Annotated in this window: 13 protein-coding genes; all 13 read right to left on the bottom strand. The window is 70.8% G+C overall.

The features are described from left to right. Window position 1: 1 nt before the first annotated feature. The 13 genes from TR46_RS21900 to TR46_RS45570 all read right to left on the bottom strand — a co-directional run bounded on the left by TR46_RS21900 (window position 2) and on the right by TR46_RS45570 (window position 15919). Window positions 2-823: a glycosyltransferase family 2 protein gene (locus TR46_RS21900; RefSeq protein ID WP_042403914.1), complete on the bottom strand. Its 822-nt coding sequence runs from the start codon at window positions 821-823 to the stop codon at window positions 2-4. Between the two features lie 31 nt (window positions 824-854). After that, on the bottom strand, window positions 855-1826 hold the full coding sequence (locus TR46_RS21895) for a hypothetical protein (protein ID WP_236655429.1): 972 nt from the start codon (window positions 1824-1826) through the stop codon (window positions 855-857). A gap of 218 nt (window positions 1827-2044) precedes the next feature. Continuing rightward, window positions 2045-3544, bottom strand: a complete 1500-nt coding sequence (locus TR46_RS21890) for an oligosaccharide flippase family protein (protein WP_042403910.1) — start codon at window positions 3542-3544, stop codon at window positions 2045-2047. Between the two features lie 32 nt (window positions 3545-3576). After that, on the bottom strand, window positions 3577-4578 hold the full coding sequence (locus TR46_RS21885; protein WP_063770650.1) for a YveK family protein: 1002 nt from the start codon (window positions 4576-4578) through the stop codon (window positions 3577-3579). 168 nt (window positions 4579-4746) lie between these two features. Further along, window positions 4747-5862, bottom strand: a complete 1116-nt coding sequence (wecB, locus tag TR46_RS21880; protein WP_236655428.1) for a non-hydrolyzing UDP-N-acetylglucosamine 2-epimerase — start codon at window positions 5860-5862, stop codon at window positions 4747-4749. Further along, the gene (locus tag TR46_RS21875; RefSeq protein WP_042403908.1) at window positions 5862-7133 is read right to left on the bottom strand and encodes a nucleotide sugar dehydrogenase; all 1272 of its coding nucleotides are present in this window, start codon (window positions 7131-7133) and stop codon (window positions 5862-5864) included. The genes wecB and TR46_RS21875 overlap by 1 nt, the downstream gene beginning before the upstream one ends. After that, complete coding sequence (locus TR46_RS21870; RefSeq protein ID WP_042403907.1) at window positions 7133-7942, bottom strand: WecB/TagA/CpsF family glycosyltransferase; 810 nt, start codon at window positions 7940-7942, stop codon at window positions 7133-7135. The genes TR46_RS21875 and TR46_RS21870 overlap by 1 nt, the downstream gene beginning before the upstream one ends. Beyond that, window positions 7939-9102 carry a hypothetical protein gene (locus TR46_RS21865; protein ID WP_042403906.1) on the bottom strand — a complete coding sequence of 388 codons (1164 nt, stop codon included), beginning with the start codon at window positions 9100-9102 and terminating at the stop codon, window positions 7939-7941. Before TR46_RS21865 ends, TR46_RS21870 begins: the two co-directional genes overlap by 4 nt. Window positions 9103-9428: 326 nt before the next feature. Further along, window positions 9429-10028, bottom strand: coding sequence for an acyltransferase (locus TR46_RS21860; protein WP_042403905.1), 600 nt, complete (start codon window positions 10026-10028; stop codon window positions 9429-9431). Beyond that, window positions 10025-10996: a class I SAM-dependent methyltransferase gene (locus TR46_RS38160; protein ID WP_152626605.1), complete on the bottom strand. Its 972-nt coding sequence runs from the start codon at window positions 10994-10996 to the stop codon at window positions 10025-10027. Before TR46_RS38160 ends, TR46_RS21860 begins: the two co-directional genes overlap by 4 nt. 163 nt (window positions 10997-11159) lie before the next feature. Then, complete coding sequence (locus TR46_RS21850; RefSeq protein WP_161790178.1) at window positions 11160-12218, bottom strand: alpha/beta hydrolase; 1059 nt, start codon at window positions 12216-12218, stop codon at window positions 11160-11162. Window positions 12219-12501: 283 nt separating this feature from the next. Continuing rightward, window positions 12502-12654 (bottom strand): hypothetical protein, encoded by a 153-nt coding sequence (locus TR46_RS42485; protein ID WP_161790177.1) that lies wholly within the window; start codon window positions 12652-12654, stop codon window positions 12502-12504. Window positions 12655-12865: 211 nt separating this feature from the next. After that, window positions 12866-15919 carry a galactose-binding domain-containing protein gene (locus TR46_RS45570; RefSeq protein WP_042403902.1) on the bottom strand — a complete coding sequence of 1018 codons (3054 nt, stop codon included), beginning with the start codon at window positions 15917-15919 and terminating at the stop codon, window positions 12866-12868. Between the last annotated feature and the right edge of the window lie 208 nt (window positions 15920-16127).

Genomic DNA, 16127 nt, shown 5'->3' with positions numbered 1-16127 from the left:
CCTACTCTGCCGCATCTGCCGCATGCTGCGGCGACGCGGTCCAGGTGGTCCAGTAGCTGTCCGGGTTGACCAGGTAGCGGACCGTCGGTTCGGGGAGGTGCCGGACCGCGTGGTGGCGGCTGTAGCGGTGGATCAGCTCCCAGTCCTCGCGGGGGAGGACCCTCGGGGTTCGGCGCAGACGGCTGAAGTGGAGGGACGGAGTGCGGCGGGCGACGAAGGCGTTGGTGTCGAGGAAGGACTCGCGGGCGGCTCGGCGGCGGTCGAAGGGGACCGACAGGACGTCGTGGTCGGTCCCGTCCGGTCGGACCCGCCGCAGTGCGGTGTACACCGCGTCCGGGCCGCCGGGCCGCTCCAGGACGCCGAGCGCCAGTTCCAGGTGGTCCGGCGTCCAGAGGTTGTCGTCGTCCAGGAAGGCGACATAGCGGGAGCCGGTCAGGCGGATGCCGACGTTGCGGACCACCCCTGCGGTGCCGGTGTTGCGGGACAGGGAGACGGCGAACAGTCGTGGGTCGTCCGGTAGGTCAGGGAGTCCGGCGCCGTCGTCGACGACTATCACGACGTGGTCGGCCACGGTCTGGACCAGTGCCGAGCGCACTGCCCCGAGCAGGGGCTCCGGGCGGCGATGGGTGGCGATCACCGTGGTGACCAGGGCGGTCGGGACCGTCCCCAGCTGCTGCGCGAGACGGCGGACCTCGGCGGTCTCCAGGCGGCGCAGCCGCACGGCGGAGGGCGCCAGCAGCACCTTGTTCCTCGCCTCGAACAGCACCAGCCAGCCGAAGAGCCGCTTCAACAGCTCCCAGGGGGCCCTGGCGATTCGGCGCATGGCCGTCCGTCTCCTTGTCTCCGGTACGGTCTCAGGACGCCGGCTTCACCGGGGTGCCGTCGGACATCCGGTTGTTGCTCCAGATATTGCCGGCACCGCCGGCGTTCCAGGCGGCCACCGCACCGTACACACCGCAGTTCGGGTGGTACTGCTTGGAGAAGACATTGTTGGTGACCTTGATGCCGTTGGCCCCCGCGCCGCCCCCGTACAGCGCATAGGCCCCGCCGGCCAGCCAGTTGCCGTCGACGACACTGTTGGCGACCGAGCCGGTGTCGGCGTAGAGGCCGATGCTGGCCGAGGCGCCGTGGTTGATGTCCACCGGGTTCAGCAGCGTGTTGTGACGGATCGTCAGCATCCCGCTGTTGCCGCCGTCGCTGATCAGCGCGTCTGCGTGCTGCCATTCGCCGCTCTGGTTCACGAACGGGGCGATGTCGTGCACGTAGTTGTCGTGGATGTCGCCCTGCCCCATCGAGATGGCGTTGCCGAACACCGCTATGTTGTTCCAGCCGACCTCGACCGGGCTGCCGCCCATGTTGGAGACCGCGTAGTCCTCGCCCCCGTTGTCCGGGCCCTTCCCGGGCACCCCGGTGACGGTGGAGTGCAGCACCCGCAGACCGCTGTAGCCGGCACGGAGATTGACGCCCCACCAGTTGGAGGAGGTGATCCGGCTGTCGATGACGGTGACGTTGTTGGCGTAGATGTCCAGCGACCCGGTGAGGTCCCAGCCGCTGATCACCTGGCCGTCGGTGTGCAGCTCCAGGTTGCCGCTGTGCGTGCTCAGCGCGACCCGCGGCCCGGTGGACCCGGCGTCGGGGAAGCCGCAGGCGGCGGGCGACGGGCACGGGCCCTTCAGCGCCGACGGCGTCTGGGACGAGCCGGCCGCTCCGGACGACCCGGCCGCGGTCGACTGACCGGCCGACGCGGAGTGCCCGGGTGCGGGCGAGGGGGTCGAGGTCGCGCTGCCGATCTCCGGCGAGGCGCCGCTCGCCCCCGCCGAGGGCACCCCCGCGCCGCCGCTCCCGGATCCGCCGGCCGAGGAGGCCGCCGCACTGCTCCCCCGGCCCGCCGTCGTCCGGTTGTGGGCGCCGCCGCAGCCACTGGCAGTCAGTCCGACCAGTCCTACTAAGGCGCTGACCAGTACCGCGAGCAGAGCGGTGCGGCGGCGTTCTCTTCTCGATCTGTTACTGCGGGACATGTCCCTCGCCTTGTCGTCATGGGTTCTCACCGCCGGTGCCGTCCCTGCTGTCGCCCGCGCCGGGGCCTGGTCCCGAGCAGGAAGCGGCGGCTGGGCAGAACGCACACCACGTACACCGCCATCGCCGCGGTGCCCAGGACGAAGAGGGCGATCCTGCCGTCGCCCAGCTGCGGTTCCAGCAGCTCGATGAAGACCGCCATCACCGCGCCGCCGAAGAAGGGCCAGGAGCAGGCCCGGGCGATCGAGCCCACCGCGATGCCGCCGCCGTGCAGCGCGATCAGGAACACCGGGACCACCAGCCCCGCGGCCACCAGCACATGCCCCTGCGACACCCCGACGATGCCCCGCGTCCGCGCCGCCACGATCAGCACCGGGACGAGCGCGACCAGCCACAGCCCCTGGACCAGGATCAGCGAGCGCCGTCTGCCGATGGCGACCAGGCAGTCGTAGGCGAGCTCGCAGCCGATCCGGACCAGTCCGAGCACCATCAGCCAGGGCAGCGCCTTCGCCGCCGGCAGCCACTCGCCGCCGTAGACCAGCCCGACGATCGGCCCGGCGAGCACGGCCAGCAGCACGCACAGCGGGACGGTGCCGGTGATCAGCACCCCCAGGGCGCGGCTGAACCCCTCCGCCAGTGCCTGCGGCGAGGAGGCCAGCCGGGAGAAGCCCGCGAAGGACACCCGGCGGGCGGCCTCCGAGATGATCCGCACCGGCCAGCCGGAGATGTTGAAGGCCAGCACGTAGAAGCCCAGCGAGACCTTGCCCAGGGTCGAGCCGACCACCATGGTGTCGACATTGACCACGCCCAGGGCCAGCAGGCTCGCCCCGGCCAGCGGCATGCCGAAGCGCAGCAGCGCGCGGGCCTGTTCGGGGTCCCAGCCGAACCGCAGCGTCCCCGGCGCCGCCAGGCAGCAGGCGACCAGGGCCACCACATTGCCGGTCACCGCGCCCCAGGCGAAGCTCATCGCACCCCAGCCCGCGAAGGCCAGCACCAGGGTCACCGCCGTGCTCAGCACGAAGTTGAGGGCGTCGATGACCATGCGCCTGCCCTGCGCGAACTCCCGGGTGAGGAACCCGGCCGGGACCTGGGACAGTCCGTCCAGCACCACGCACACGCACATCACCCGCAGGACGCCGGTGGCGTCCGGCGAGCCCAGCAACCGGGCCACCGTCGGCGCGATGGCGAACAGCACCACGTAGAGCAGGCTGCTGGAGGCGGTGCACAGGGTCAGCACGGTCGGCGCGAACCGCTTGGGGTCGCCGTCCCAGCGGACGATGGCCAGGCCCACGCCGAGTTCGTTGGCGGACAGGAGCACCAGTAGCACGGTCTGCGCGATCCCGTAGACGCCCCAGGCGGCGGGGCCGAGGACGAATCGGGCCAGCACGATGCCGGTGGCGAAGTTGCCGAGCCGCATCACCACGGTGTTGATCAGGCTCCACCGAGCCGCGGAGCGGACCTTGCCGCCCAGGCCCGGTTCGGCCGGATCCGGGTCCGCTGCCGCCGCCGGGTCGGGAGGTTCGGCCATGGGGGCCGCCCAACCAGGCTCGGTGTCCGCGCTCACCTGCGCCAGGGCGCGCGGGTCTCGTCCATCGACAGGACCGACAGCTGGACGGTCGGGTTCTCCAGCGACTCCCCGTCGGACTCGGACGCAGCCCGTGCCCCTGCCTCGGCCCTGGCCCCGGCCGCGCTCCTGGGCTCCGCCGCAGCCCTGGACTCCGCCGCAGTCCTCGGTCCGCCCGCGGCCCTGGACTCCTTCCCGGCCTGGACCCCGGGCCTCGGGGCCTGGGCCCCGGCCCTCGGCTGCGGACCCGTCACCGCCCTGCCCTCCTCGCGACCGCCGCCACCACCGGCGAGCGCGGCCTCGCCGTCCTCACCACTGCCGTCGCCCTCGCCATTGCCGTCGGCCTCGCCGACGCCCGCGAGGCCGTCGGCTCCGTCCGCACCCGGTCCGGCGGGCCTGCGGTTCCGGGCCTCGGTCCAGAACACCAGCACCAGGCTGAGGGCGATCCCCAGCAGGGCGAGGATCACCGCGTACTCGATCTTGCTCTTGGTCTGCGCCACCGGCTGCGTCGGCGGCACGATGGCGATCATCGTGATCATCGCCGCCGGGGCGATGTTGCGCTCCGCCTGCAGGTCCTCGAGCCGCTGCTTCGCATACGCGCTGAGGATCTGCTCCGACGCCAGCACCGCGGCCTTGTCGGTGCCGGTGACGGTCAGGTCCATCAGCGGCGCCTGGGCGTTGTCCGCGATCTTGGCGACGACGGTGCCGGTCAGCCCCTTCGACTTGAGCACCGCCAGCGAGTTGTCGTCCATCAGGCTTCTGGCCAGGATGTCGACCGTGCCGGTGATGCTGGTCTGGGTGCTCAGGAAGGGGTTGCCGTCGTACGGCGCGGGGGCGGTCGCCTTCTCCGAGTTGAGCAGCATCACAGTGCTGCTGGACTGGTACTTGGTGGGTACCGCGAACAGCAGCCCGGCCACCATCACGACGGTGACCAGCAACCCTGGCAGCATGACGTACCAGCGCCTGCGAACGACGCGTGCGATCTCGGCGAGATCCATGGTGTTCCCCCTCGCGGCCCGTGGCCGGACCATCGCGTCCTGACCCTGCATCAGACACGAACGGCTGTACGGTGATCAAGCATATGGTGCACGTGAGTCAGTTGGGAGTGCCTCGATCGGAAGTTGCCGCAACGGGCGTCCAACGGACGTTCGACCGACGGCGACGCCTCACCCCAGATCGGTCGGCCGCAGCCTGCCCCCCGCCCTCCCCCCGGTCAGCAGCACCTCGGCGATGCGCTCGCTGGCCCGCCCGTCCCACAGCTCGGGGCGGCGCGGTGCGGGCGGGTCGTCCAGCACCCGGTTGGCGGTCTCGACGATGCGCTGCGGGTCGCGTCCCGCAAGGGTGTTGGTGCCCTGCAGTACGGTGATCGGCCGCTCGGTGTTGTCCCGCAGGGTCACGCAGGGCACCCCCAGCGCGGTGGTCTCCTCCTGCACCCCGCCCGAGTCGGTGAGCACCAACCGGGCCGAGTCCTGCAGTGCGATGAAGTCCAGGTAGCCGGCCGGCGGCACCAGCCTGATCCCGCCGGGGACGCCCAGCTCGGCCAGCCGCCCGGCCGCGCGCGGATGCACCGGCAGCAGCAGCGGGCAGCGCCCGGCGATCTCGCCCAGCGCCTTGAGCAGGGTGGCCAGCACCTCCGGGTCGTCCACATTGGCCGGCCGGTGCAGGGTGACCAGGCCGTAGCCGCCGCGCTCCAGCTCGTACCGCCGTAGCACGTCGGACTCCCTGGCCCGGTCCAGGTTGGCCAGCAGGGTGTCGATCATGACATTGCCGACCACATGGACCTGGTCGTCCCGGTAGCCCTCGGCGCGAAGGTTGTCGGCCGCGTCCGGTGAGGGGGCCAGCAGGTAGTCGCTGACCCGGTCGGTGGCGACCCGGTTGACCTCCTCGGGCATGCTCCAGTCGCGGCTGCGCAGCCCCGCCTCGACATGCGCCAGCAGCGGTCCGGCCTTGGCCGTGACCAGGGCGCAGGCCAGGGTGGAGTTGATGTCGCCGACGACGACCACGGCGTCCGGGGCCACCTCGTCCAGCAGCGGCTCGAAGGCCGTCATCACCCGCCCGGTCTGCTGCGCGTGGCTGCCCGAGCCGACCCCGAGGAAGCGGTCCGGCGGACGGATGCCCAGGTCGCGGAAGAAGACGTCGTTCATGGACTCGTCGTAGTGCTGCCCGGTGTGGACCAGCACCACCTCGGCGCCCCGGCGCTCCAGCGCGTCCATCACCGGTTTGATCTTCATGTAGTTGGGCCGCGCACCCGCGACCGCCACCACCCGCATCACCGCGGCCATCAGAGGACCTCCACCTTGTCGCCGTGGCTCCGGTCGCTGCTGACCTTGCGCCGGCAGTCCAGGACGAACCGCGCGTGCTGCAGCACCGACTCGTAGTCGAAGGAGTCGTGGTCGGTCAGCAGCACCACCGCGTCGGCCGCCGCCAGCTCCTCCGGGGTGGCCTCCACCCGGACCAGCCGGGCATCCACCTTGACGTTCTCCACCACATGCGGGTCGGCGGCCCGCACTTCGGCGCCCATGTTCAGCAGCAGCTGGGTGATCCGCAGCGCCGGCGACTCGCGCGCGTCGCCGGTGTTCTTCTTGTAGGCGAGCCCGAGCAGCAGCACCCGCGAGCCGTTCACGGACCGCCTGCGGTCGTTGAAGGCGTCGATCAGACGGCGCGTCACATACTCCGGCATATGGCTGTTGATGTCGTTGGCCAGCTCCACGAACCGGAAGTTCTGCCCCAGTTCGCGCTGCACCCGCCAGGACAGGTAGGACGGGTCGATCGGCAGGCAGTGCCCGCCCACGCCCGGCCCCGGGGTGAACTTCATGAAGCCGAAGGGTTTGCTGGAGGCCGCGTCGATGGCCTGCCAGACGTCGATGTCCAGATGCCGGGCGAACATCGCTATCTCGTTGACCAGCGCGATGTTGACGTGCCGGAAGGTGTTCTCCAGCAGCTTCGCCAGCTCGGCCTCCTTGGGCGAGCCCACCGGCACGGTGGTGTCCACGAGTTGACCGTAGAAGTCCTGGACCGCCGTGAGCGATGCGGCGTCCACGCCGGAGACCACCTTCGGCGTCTCCTTGAAGCCCCAGACCGGGTTGCCCGGGTCGATCCGCTCCGGGCTGTAGCCGAGGTGGAAGTCGGCGCCCGCGGTCAGCCCGGAGCCGTCCTCCAGGATCGGCGCGAACAGCTCCTGGGTGGTGCCCGGGTAGGTGGTGGACTCCAGGATCACCGTCGCCCCGGGCCGCAGGTAGCGGGCCAGCGTCCGTCCCGACTCCTCGATGTAGGTCAGGTCGGGCACCCCCTCGTGCAGCGGGGTGGGCACGGTCACCACCGCGACGTCGAAGCCGCCGCAGTCCCTGGCCTGGTCGCCGACCCGGTAGGCACCGCTCGCGAGCACCGCCTGCAGCCGCTCCGAGGACACGTCCTCCACATAGGACTCGCCCGCGGCAAGGCTCTTGACGCGCCGTGAGTCGACGTCGTAGCCGATCACCTCGTGTCCGACCTCGGCCGCGCGGACCGCGAGCGGCAGGCCCACATATCCCTGTCCCACCACGACAACACGCATCAGCTGCTCCCTCTGGCACTGCCGGTGGCGCCACCGGAACGACGGGCGGGCGGGGTTGGGCGCACGAGCTCTCGCGCGGTCATCAGGAAGAACAGGGTGTTGGTGGTGACATAGCGGCGCCCCAGCCGGCGCGGCTCCTGCAGCGCCCGGTACAGCCACTCGACGCCCAGCCGCTGCCAGGCGGCCGGAGCCCGGCGGGTGACACCGGCCAGGATGTCGAAGGAGCCGCCGACGCCGTGCACCACCCTTACTCCGGTGCGCTCGCCGTAGGCCGCGGTGAACAGCTCCTTCTTCGGCGAGGTCATCCCGAGGAAGAGCATCTGCGCGCCGCTGGCGGCGATGGACTCGGCGATCTCCTGCTGCTCGGAGTCGTCGAAGTAGCCGTTCCTGCTGCCAGCCACCACCAACTCGGGGAAGCGCAGCCTGATCTGATGCAGCATGAGTTCCAGTACCGGCTGCTTGGCGCCGAGCAGGTAGACGGATATCCCGGCCGTCTCGGCCTCCGCCAGCAGCCGCATGAACAGGTCGATGCCGGCCACCCGCTCCGGCAGCGGGGCCCGCAGCACCTTGCCGGCCCACACCACGGCCTGCCCGTCGGCCAGGACCAGGTCGCAGCCGTTGACCGCACCGGCCAGCCGCGGGTCGCGGCGCATATTGACCAGCTTGGCCGCGTTCACCACGCCGATCTCCAACTGCTCACCGTCCCGTACCGCGTCCAGGCAGCGCCGCACGGTCTGGTCCATGGTCAGCGGGTCCAGCTCGACCCCGAACATGCTCCGCCGCGGCGGGGCCGCTGTCGCCGCGCTCATCCGGGCAGCCTCCCCAGCCAGGCGAACAGCATCCAGCCGAACTCGTACGGACGGCACTCGCGGTCCAGCGAGGTCGGCCGGTACATCCGGTCCAGCGCGGAGAGCCGCAGTCCGGGCAGCATCCGGGTGCTCACCCCGCGGGCCGCGCGCACGGCCTTGCGCGGGTCGCCGCGGTGGACCTTGCGCCAGGTGACCCCGAGCTCGTCGTGGATCATCGACTGGGGGGCGGCCGCCAGTTCCGGCACCTCGGTCATCCAGCGCAGGCCCTTGCGGATCGCCGCGCCGAAGTCCGGGCCGCCGGCCTCGGTCACGTCGAACAGCGCCGTGGGCGCCATCGCGTGCTGGTGCACGCTGTAGACGGGGTAGCCCTCGACCACCGAGCCGCTGCGGGCGTCGTAGTGCCACCACCACTGGCCGCCGTCGCCCTGCAGTTCGCAGATGCGCGCGGCGCAGGCGACGGCCGCGGCCAGCGCCTCGCCGTCGCCGCCGGCCCCGGCCGCGTGGGCCCGGGCCAGCGCCTGCAGCGGATAGGTCTGGTCGGCGAAGCAGCCGATGTGCGAGCGGTACCAGGGCACCAGCCCCGGGCCGGTGGCGTGCGGGAACAGCGGACTGTCCCCGACCCTGGCCCGCAGCAGCCGCTCCCGCGCCGCGGCGAGTTCCGTCTCCACCTCGGCGGCACCGCGGGCCGCGGCCAGCGCGGACAGCACCCAGGCGGCCTCGACGGTGTGGCGCGGCCCGTCGTCGGCGTCCAGCGCGGCGACCCGCCCCAGCGCGTCGGACAGCTTGGGATGCCCGGTCTCGGCGGCGGCCCAGGCGATCAGCGCCGCGTCGCCGAGGTTGCCGACCTGCGGCAGCTGCTGCACCAGCAAACCGGTGAAGTCCTCGGCGCTGTGCCCGCCGAGGACCGCGCGCTGGCGCTCCTCGGGCAGGAACCGCGCTCCCAGCGCCGTGATGGCGGCATAGCGGGTACTGGTCCCGCGCAGTTCCATCCCGGTGGCGACCGCCGCCCTGGTGAAGGCGAAGGTGTCGTCCTTGGCACCGCTCCTGGACGACCGCAGCATGGCCGGCAGCCCGGCCTCGGCCAGCGAGAGCAGCCGCTCCGCGAGCCCGTGCAGTTCCGGGTCCTCGTCGGCGAGGGCCCGCAGACGTACGGCGGTCATCGAACCATCACTGCTGTGCGGTTCTGGTGGCACACCCAACCCCCCTGGGTCCATTCAACGTTCGGGAACTTCCAACGTTCGGGAACTTCGCCGCGCCGCTCGTCAGGGGGTGTGCGACGGCAGGCGGCAGCTGCCGAAGCGGTTGCCGCTCCGACGCTCCACTACCTTCGGTGACCCCCCACCGCGCGCTCCCCCGCAGCGTACAGAGACACCGTAGGGCCCCGGATGGTCGCAGCATGACGTTTCGGGAAAATAACACCCCTGTACGGATCCTGAACAAGTGTCAGGGAGATGTCGTAGAGATCTCCGCCCCTCGTCCGTCCTGGTCAGCGCCGCTCGACGAGTTCGCCGGCCTTCTCGTCGTGCAGCGCCCCGGTGCTGGGGCACTCCCACACCCCGGGCTCACCGGCCCGCTCCACCAGCCGCGCACCGGCCCGGCCGACCCAGCCCACCTGCCGCGCCGGGACCCCCACCACCAGCGCGAAGTCCGGTACGTCCCGGGTCACCACAGCCCCGGCCGCGACCAGGGCCCAGCGGCCCACCCGCACCGGCGCGACGCACACCGAGCGGGCGCCCAGCGAGGCACCCTCGGCGACCCGCACGCCGACCGCCTCCCAGTCGTCGCCGCGCTTGGGCCGGCCCTCGGGGGTCACCGCCCGCGGGAAGTAGTCATTGGTGAACACCGCGGCGGGACCGACGAACACGCCGTCCTCCAGCACCGCCGGCTCGTACACCAGGGCGTAGTTCTGCAGTTTGCAGTTGTCGCCGATACGCACCCCGGGGCCGACGTACGCGCCCCGGCCCACATTGCAGTCCCGGCCGAGCCTGGCATGCTCCCTGATCTGGGCCAGGTCCCAGATCGCGGTCCCCTCCCCCAGCTCGGCGTCCGGGTCGACCTGGGCGGTGGGCTGGATCCTGACGCTCATTCAACTGCTCCTCGGGGACGGCACACCAGGGCGACGAAGTCATGGCCGAGTTCGGGTAACGCCGCGTCCTCGGCCTGGAAGCACAACTCCAGCAGTTCCCCGGTCTCCGGGCTACCGTCCAGGAAGTTGTGCGCGATCCCGGAGAGGGCGATGTGCAGCACCGTGCCGCCGTAGGGGCACTCTTCGAGGACCTCGAAGTTCCGCCGCACGGAGGGCAGCAGCGCGGCCGAGTCCACCGCCTCCGACGGATCGTCAAGGATCATACCCATCCGGCTCGGCCGGACCACCCGCTGTTTGATCCGGCCGTCGGCGAGCCTGCGGCGCTCCACCGGCAGCCGGGCCAGTAACGCGTTGGCCGCCTCCAACTGCCCGTCGCTCCACTGGAACCGGGTAGGCCCGACGAACTCGTCGACCACCAGGAACCCGACCGGGTCGATCAGTCCGGCGATCCTCGGCAGGGTCCGGTCGAGATCGTCGAAGTGGTGCAGCGACTGCAGCCCCAGCACCACGTCGTAGCGCCGGTCGCCCCGGTCCAGCTCCCCCGCGTCGGCGACCCGGAACCGCAGCACCCCGTCCAACCCCTGCTCGGCGGCGGTCGCCGAGGCGAAGGCGATCCGCTCCGGCGACACGTCGATGCCCTCCAGCAGTCCGAACGCCCCGGTGCTCGCCCAGACCAGCTCGTTGCCGCCGGTCCCGCAGCCGAGCGAGAGCCCGCGCAGGTCCGTCCGCGGCGCGAAGTACTGCCGGGCCACGTAGGAGGGGAACGGCGTCGCCGTGTCGTGCGACATCAGCAGGTTCCACCGCCGGATCACCTCCGGCACCGCCCACCACTCCTGCAGCGACGGCTCCACCGACGCCCAGTGCGCGACCACCCGTTCCTTCCCCCGGACCCGGAGCTTGGCCAGCACCGGACTGACGTCGTAGCGCCGCACCTTGCGCATCACCTTGTATGCGTCATGCCTGTTCACCAGATTGTTGAGCACAAGACCCCCCTCGGCTCGACCCGATTCCTTCACAGAAATGCGCCGCCACGAGAATGGCAGCCCGTCTCCCGCCGCACAACGGGGCTGCGGTCCTGGAAACGGTCGGGGAACGGCCCCGGGAAGGGTCCGGGGAACTACCGGGGCACTGTCAGCGCAGGTGGCGGGAGATCCACTGGAAGGCGGTCGGCAGCATCTCCTGCCAGACGTCCATGTTGTGCCCGCCGCGCTGCACCGTGGCCACGTCACCGGTGGCCGGCGCCCGCAGCGCGCCCACCAGCGCCCGGGCGTCCTGCACCGTGGAGCCGTCCTGCAGACTGCCGGTGAGCAGCAGCGCGATGTCCGGCTGCCGGGCCGCCCGGCGCAGCACCAGCAGCGGGTTGTTGGCCTTGGTCAGCGCGGGGTGGGCCAGCACCACGGTGGCCTCGGGCATGTTGTAGCCGGAGATGCTGACCGCGGAGTGGAACACGTCGGGGTGGTGCACGGCCAGGTTCGCGGCGCAGTAGCCGCCGGCCGAGTAGCCCATCACCGACCAGTCGTAGGGGTCGTTGGAGACCCGGAACCGGCTCTTGACGATCGCCGGGACGTCCTCGGCGAGCCAGGTGTCGGTCTTGGGCCCCTTCGGCAGGTCCGTGCAGCCGGCGTCGTCGGTGCCCAGGGTGTTGGACTTGGCCGCGACCAGGATCATCGGCCGGGCCTGATGGGCCTCGACCAGCCGGGCCAGCTCGTCCTGCCCGTTCATGGCGTCGAACCAGGACATCGGGGTACCCGGCTGCCCGGGCAGCAGCACCACCACCGGGAAGCGCTCCCCGGCGTGCGCGGGTTCGTCGTACTCCGGCGGCAGCCAGACCAGCAGTTGGCCGCGGATGTGCGAGCGCGGCCCGACCGGCTCGGAGACCTGCAGGCCCTGCGACCCCGTGCGGAAGGTGGCCGGCGTCGCGGTGGCGGCGCTCAGCGAGCTCTGCCGGACCCCAACACCCACGGACTCGAAGGTCGCGGCCCCGGCCTGGGTCCCGACCAGGTCCGACCAGGAGTCGTAGAAGGCGTAGCTGTTGTTCACGAGCACCAGCACCACCAGCACCGCCGCGCCCTGGGTCGCCGCGAGCATCAGCAGCCGCGCGCCGACCCGAACCGGTTTCGGGCCCGGCAGTCGGTTCCAGGCCGTCAGGGCGAGCAGGGTCAGTACCAGCGCGAGCACGATGGTCGTCACGAGGAACGGAGAACCGTTCAGGGCCATGCGTCACCCTCCGGGTGCGTTCAACCGCCTTGGCAGTCGGATGCTGTCCGTCGTGGCGAAAACCCAACCTCAAGATCGGCTGCTCGGGTGGACGCCGTCAGCCAAACCTCTCGCGGCGAGGTTTCGGACGCAGGTCCGGATTCCCGCCCAGCAACCCCGGAGGATCGGAATAGTCGCAGGTCAGGCCGTTGATCAAGTCTCCTGGGAGACCCTGACCGGTACTGCTCCAAGCAGGTGGCGCGGACCGGACCCCCCGTCAGCCCTCCTTCCAGCAGATCAGCACTATGGTCGCGACGGTCCTGGCGGCCGAGGCCCGGGAGCGGGCCGGCTTTCCGAAACCGGCCGGCAGCGCGCTGACGTCCACGGTCAGCACGGTGGCGTCCGGCAGGTCCTTGACCGAGAGCAGCATGGAGCCGCCCGGGTAGACGTAGCGGCACGAGTACAGCCGGTCCGACCAGGTCGGCCGGACCGGCTGGGCGCTCCGCCGTGGCGGCGCACCCCGCGACCGTGCCGAGCTGCAGCAGCGCGGCCCCCACCGGGAGGCGGGTCCTTGCGTTCATGTCCGTTCCTCCCAGTGGGCGCGCGGGTGGGTGGGTTGGAGCAGAGTGGTTCCTCGGGACTCAGGCGTAGACGCCGAACTCGTACAGCGAGTAGCCGTAGGCGCTGCCGCGCTGAGTGAGGTTCAGCCGCACATAACGGCCCGATCCGGTGACGTCGAAGTCGTCGACGCCGCCGGTGCCCGTGGTGGTGGAGTAGACCGTGGTCCAGTTGGTGCCGTCGTTGGACACCTGGACCTGGTACGACTTGCCGTACGCGGCCTCCCAGCCGAGCTGGACGTGGTGGATCGCCGTGGTCTGGCCGAGGTCGACCTGCAGCCACTCGGCGTCGTCCCAGTTGCTGGCCCAACGGGTGCTCCAGTCACCGTCGGTGGCCTGGCCCGGGCTGAAGTTGCCGACCGTGGTCTGGAAGGACGAGGCCGTGGTGGTCTTGCCCTTGGCCACGTTCGTCCCGTTCACCGGCGGGGCGACCACCCGGAAGGAGCGGGTCTCCACACCGACGTTGCCGTGGCCGTCGTAGGCGTAGACGTAGACCTTCCAGACGCCCAGGGTCTTCGGCGCGGTGGCGGTGAACCGGCCGTCCCCGGTCTGGGTGAAGGTGACCTGCTGCAGCCCGGTGCCGCCGTCCACGTACTTGCTGGTGTACATCAGGTTGTAGCGGATCAGGTCGCCGTCGGGATCGGTGGTGTTGGTGGTGATGTCGAAGGTTCCCCCGGACGGCACGGTCGCGGTATTGCTCAGGGACATGCTGCTGATCACCGGCGGGGTGTTCTTCTGCGGGGTCCCGCCGTAGGCCTTGGCCACCGAGTAGTAGGCGAGCCGCTTCCAGGCCTCCGGGATCAGGTTGAACCAGATGCCGCCGAAGTCGTTCTCCTGGCCGTAGTTGAACAGGGTGCCGCCGAAGGAGACGCCGGTGTGGCCGGAGATGCAGTTCCAGGCGCTGGTGTAGCCGTCCCGCATCTGCACGTCGGTGGGCTGGGTGGGCACGCCGTTGGCGTCGTTGGGGACCTCCCACTCCCCGGAGTCGCCGGACTCGGTGACGATGTAGGGCTTGGTGTAACCGCCGTTGATCCAGTCGCTCTTGACGCTGCACACCGCCCCGTAGGAGTTGACCGCGTAGAGGTCCAGGTCCGGGGTGTACTGCTTGTAGTACGGCCAGGCGCCGGTGTAGGCGTCGGTCGAGGTCACCGGGTGGTTGGGGTCGGCCGCGTGGACGGCCTGGACGATCTGCTCCACGTACTGGGCGTAGGCGATCCGCTGCTGCTCCACCGCCGCGCCGGTGTAGTGGTCCTGGGTGGTCAGGATGACCTCGTTGCCGACGTCCCACATCAGCACCGCGGGGTCGTTCTTGTAGGCGTTGACCCAGGACACGATGGAGTTGAGGGTGCTGGTCCTGTACGCGGTGTCGTTGACGTAGTCGGCGCCCTGGTTCAGCCAGAAGCCGTTGATCACCTTCACGCCGTAGGCGGAGGCTGCGTCCAGCAGCGGCTGGGTGGTGCCGTCGGTGCCCCAGGTGCGCACGGTGTTGACGCCCATGGACTTCAGGTCCCTCATATGGGCCGCGGCGGTGTCCGTGGAGGGACCCCAGGTGACGCCCTTGACCTGGTACGGCGAGCCGTTGACGCTGAGCTGCCAGTTCCCCTGCGAGCCGGTGACACGCACATTACTGGCGCCGGTCGGCACCGCCGGGTCGGTCAGCGGGGAGGGCGGCGTGCCGGTGGTGGTGGACACCGTCACCGCGCCGATGGACAGCGTGCCGCCGGAGCCGGTGGCGCTGCTGGGCGAGGTGCAGCCGCAGACTGCGTTGGGGTAGGAGCCGCCGATGGCGAGGTCCGCCTGCAGATAGAAGCCGTGGTCCACGGCCGCCTGCCAGGTGGCGACGCCGACCTGGGACTCGTTGACCTGCCACACCTGCTGGTTGTCCAGGTAGTAGCGGATCTGCTCGTCCGACTGGGTGCGGTCGACGATCTCGGTGTAGGTGTGGTAGCCGGTCTGGCAGCCGGTGCAGCCGGCCAGTCCGCTGGTCATCCCGTTGTACTCGTTGCAGTTGCCGTTGGGCGCGGTCCCGCAGTGCAGGGTCGCCGAGAGCTGGCTGCGGCCGTTGACGTCCTCCAGGATGTCGCTCTCGCCCATCTTCGGCCAACTGGTCATGTCGGTGCGGTACTGGGCGCCGACGGCCTTGAAGGCGGGCCAGTAGCCGAGCCCGTTGGCCGGGTTCGGCTGCTTGATGGAGGCGGAGACCATCAACTGGCCGCCGGCCGGCGCGGCGAAGTCGCTGCGCTGGGTCTCCACCCGGCCCGAGGTCCAGTTGCCGCTGCCGTCCTTGACCGCGGTCAGGTTGAGGTGGCCGTTGCCGTCCACCGCGACATTGGCGGCGTTGGCGGTGTCGGTGTCGACCTCGCCGGTGCCCCAGTTGGCGGAGCCGTTCTGGTACTGGGTACCGGTGTCGGTGATCCAGTTGGCCGAGGAGGGCGCGCTGCCCGAGCCGCCGGCGAAGTCGTCGGTCCAGACGGTGGTCCAGTTGCCGGGCGGGGTGGACCCGGTGGCGGTCGGCGTCGGGGTCGGCGTGGGCGTCGGGGTGGCGGTCGGCGTCGGGGTGGCCGAGGAGGCCAGGCCGTACACCTGGAACTCCCAGAGCGAGTAGCCGTAGCCGTTCTCGCGCACCGTCCCGTACATCCGCACATAGCGGCCGGTGCCGCTGACGTTCAGGGTCTCGGTGCCGCCCGCACCGGTGGTGGTGGAGTAGACGCTGGTCCAGTCGGCCCCGTTGTCGGAGACCTGGATCTGGTACGACTTCGCGTAGTTCTCCCAGTTCAGCACGATCTTGTCGATGCTGTAGCTGCTGCCCAGGTCGACCTGCAGCCACTGCGGGTCGCTCCAGGCGCTGGCCCAGCGGGTGCCGGTGCTGCCGTCCACGGCGTTGGCCGGGCCCAGCCCGTCGCCGGCGGTCTCATTGGACGAGGAGGTCGCGGTCCTGCCCTGGGAGAGCAGGGTGTCGGCGGCACGGGCCGTGATCGGCCCGGCGACCAGAGCGTAGAAGAACAGCGAGAGCGCTACGACGGCGGGGGCCGTCGTTCTCAGCAGAACGCGCGCGGAACCAAGGGGTGGGGCTCCCATGGGGACTCCTGACAGAGGTGGCAGGGGGTGGGCCTGAGTTGGAGAGCGCTCACCCAGAGAGCGCTCTCCCGATGGTGGCGCTGTTGTTTCACGGTCGTCAAGAGTTTTGTCAGAAGACGCGGTTCCGGTACTCAACGGCAGCCATAACTGCCATCATTGATGGACATTCAGGGCAGCCTGACGGTGTCGCGTCCCTTGACTCCGCAGG

The sequence above is a fragment of the Streptacidiphilus carbonis genome (assembly GCF_000787775.1).
In the GTDB taxonomy this organism is placed as follows: Bacteria; Actinomycetota; Actinomycetes; order Streptomycetales; family Streptomycetaceae; genus Streptacidiphilus; species Streptacidiphilus carbonis.
The sequence above is the reverse complement of the archived record's forward strand: the minus strand, read 5'-3'. Positions and strand labels throughout refer to the sequence as shown.